A 2,225-nucleotide genomic window follows, 5' to 3' on the forward strand; every position below is an offset into this window, starting at 1 on the left:
GGCGGTAGCGGTGCACACCATCATGGTGTCGAAGTAGATGGCGAACGCCTGCACGTAACCCTGCTTGGCCGGGTGCGAGACCTCCGAGGCCGCCGCAGCGTGCGGACCCGAGCCTTGGCCGGCCTCGTTGGCGTAGATGCCGCGCTTGATGCCCCACTCCACCGCCAGGCCCATCATCGCGCCGAACGCGGCATGGGTGCCGAACGCGCTCTTGAAGATGATGCCGAACATTTCCGGCACGCGGTCGTAGTTGATGATCATGATGACGATGGCCATCAGGATGAAGCCGGCGGCCATGAACGGCACCACCACTTCGGCGAAGTTGGCGATGCGCTTGACGCCACCGAAGATCACCACGCCCAGCAGCAGGGCGACGACGATGCCGATGCCCAGCTTCAGCGCCTGCGCCGATTCCATGCCGAAGGCCTGGCCATCGAGCGGACCGCACAGCGCGGTACCGCGGCAGGCGTTGATGACGCTGTCGGCGATCGCGTTGGCCTGCACGCCGGGCATCAGGAAACCGGCGGCGATGATCGTGGCGATGGCGAAAGCCATGGCATACCACTTCAGGCCCATCGCTTTTTCGATGTAGTAGGCCGGGCCACCGCGGTAGCGGCCTTCGGCATCCTTGGTCTTGTAGATCTGCGCCAGGGTGCATTCCACATACGAGGTGGAGGCGCCGAGGAAGCCCATCACCCACATCCAGAAGATCGCGCCGGGGCCGCCGAAGGCGATGGCGGTGGCCACGCCGGCGATGTTGCCGATGCCCATGCGGCCGGCCATCGACATGGCCAGGGCCTGGAACGAGGACACGCCGGCGTCGGACTTCTCACCGGACACGGTGAGGCGGCACATCTCGACGAAACCACGGATCTGCATGAAGCGGGTGCGCAGGCTGAAGAACAGGCCGGCGGCCAGGCACATGAAGATCAGCGCCTTGCTCCAGATGATGCTGTTGATGAAATGTACGGTAGCTTCCACGCGCGCTCTCTCCAGTCGGCGGGTTGTGAGGACGTCCCGTCGGCTGGAAGGGACCGGTCGATTCTCCCTGATCGAAGGTCGCTGCGATAGCGCCGGATGTGGGGGCGTGTTCTCCGCCGGGCATGGCCCGGCGCTACCGGGTATGCCGCCGCACCACGGGTAGCGCCGGGCCATGCCCGGCGACCGGCAATGACCGTGCCCCCACGGTAGCACCGGGCCATGCCCGGCGGCCTATCAGGGCAGCTGCCTGCGTACCCGGGCGAAGCGGCGCAGGTCATGCAGGACGCCGCGCTTGTAGACGGCGCAGCGCTCCACGCCCTCCTCCTGGAAACCGTTCTTTTCCAGTACCCGGGCCGAGCCCAGGTTGAAGTCGACCACCGTGGCCTGCAGCCTGAACAGGCCAAGCTCATCCATCACCCAGGGCGCGAACAGGCCGACCACAGCGGTCATCAGGCCCTGCCCCCAATGAGCCTGGCCGAGCCAGTAGCCCAGTTCCGCGGTATGCCCGCGCTCGGCCACGCCCTGCTGGGCGCCAACGCTGCCACAGGCCTGGCCCTCTATCTCGATGGCCAGGTTCAGCGTGCCTGGGGCCAGTACGCGCCCGCCCAGGAAGGCTTCGCCATCCTCGCGGGTGTACGGATACGGGAAGCGGTCACGCAGCCCACGCGAGACGTCCGCGTCGTTGGCGTGATGCAGCAGCGACTGCAGGTCATCACTGCGCCAGGGGCGCAGCAGGAAGCCTGCGCCGTGCAGGATCCGCGCCGGCTCAGGCATGACCACCCACCGACGGCGAGTCGGCCTCCTGCTTCTCCAGCTCGCGCTTCACCGCCTCCGGCGAGCGGGTGTACGGGGCCAGCCGCGCGTAGAACGCCGGCACCACGAACAGCGACAGGAAGGTGGACAGGGTGACGCCGAAGATGATCACGATGCCGATGGTGCCACGGCTGGCCGAGCCCGGGCCACCGGCCACCACCAGCGGGATGGCGCCGACCACGGTGGCGATCGAAGTCATCAGAATCGGACGCAGGCGCACCATCGCCGATTCGATGATCGCTTCGCGCACGCTGCGGCCATCGTCGCGCAGCTGGTTGGCGAATTCGACGATCAGGATGCCGTTCTTGGCCGCCAGGCCGACCAGCATGACGATGCCGATCTGGCTGAACAGGTTCACCGTGCCGCCACTCAGCCACAGGCCAACCAGCGCGCCGAGCACGCCCAGCGGCACGGTCAGCATGATCGTCAGC

At 67.2% G+C, this 2,225-nt stretch carries 3 protein-coding genes; all 3 read right to left on the reverse strand.

Annotated features, from left to right (window positions below; all coding sequences use genetic code 11):
• Positions 1 to 981, reverse strand: a 981-nt coding sequence (locus AC1VAN_RS19295; RefSeq protein ID WP_480986488.1) for an alanine/glycine:cation symporter family protein, incomplete at its 3' end; no start/stop codon positions are given.
• Positions 982 to 1,215: 234 nt separating this feature from the next.
• On the reverse strand, positions 1,216 to 1,755 hold the full coding sequence (locus tag AC1VAN_RS19300) for a GNAT family N-acetyltransferase (protein ID WP_025874266.1): 540 nt from the start codon (positions 1,753 to 1,755) through the stop codon (positions 1,216 to 1,218).
• The coding region (locus tag AC1VAN_RS19305) for an efflux RND transporter permease subunit (protein WP_480986489.1) at positions 1,748 to 2,225 on the reverse strand (478 nt) is incomplete at its 5' end. The genes AC1VAN_RS19300 and AC1VAN_RS19305, both read right to left, overlap by 8 nt.

This window comes from Stenotrophomonas sp. 05L44_2, assembly GCF_056665995.1.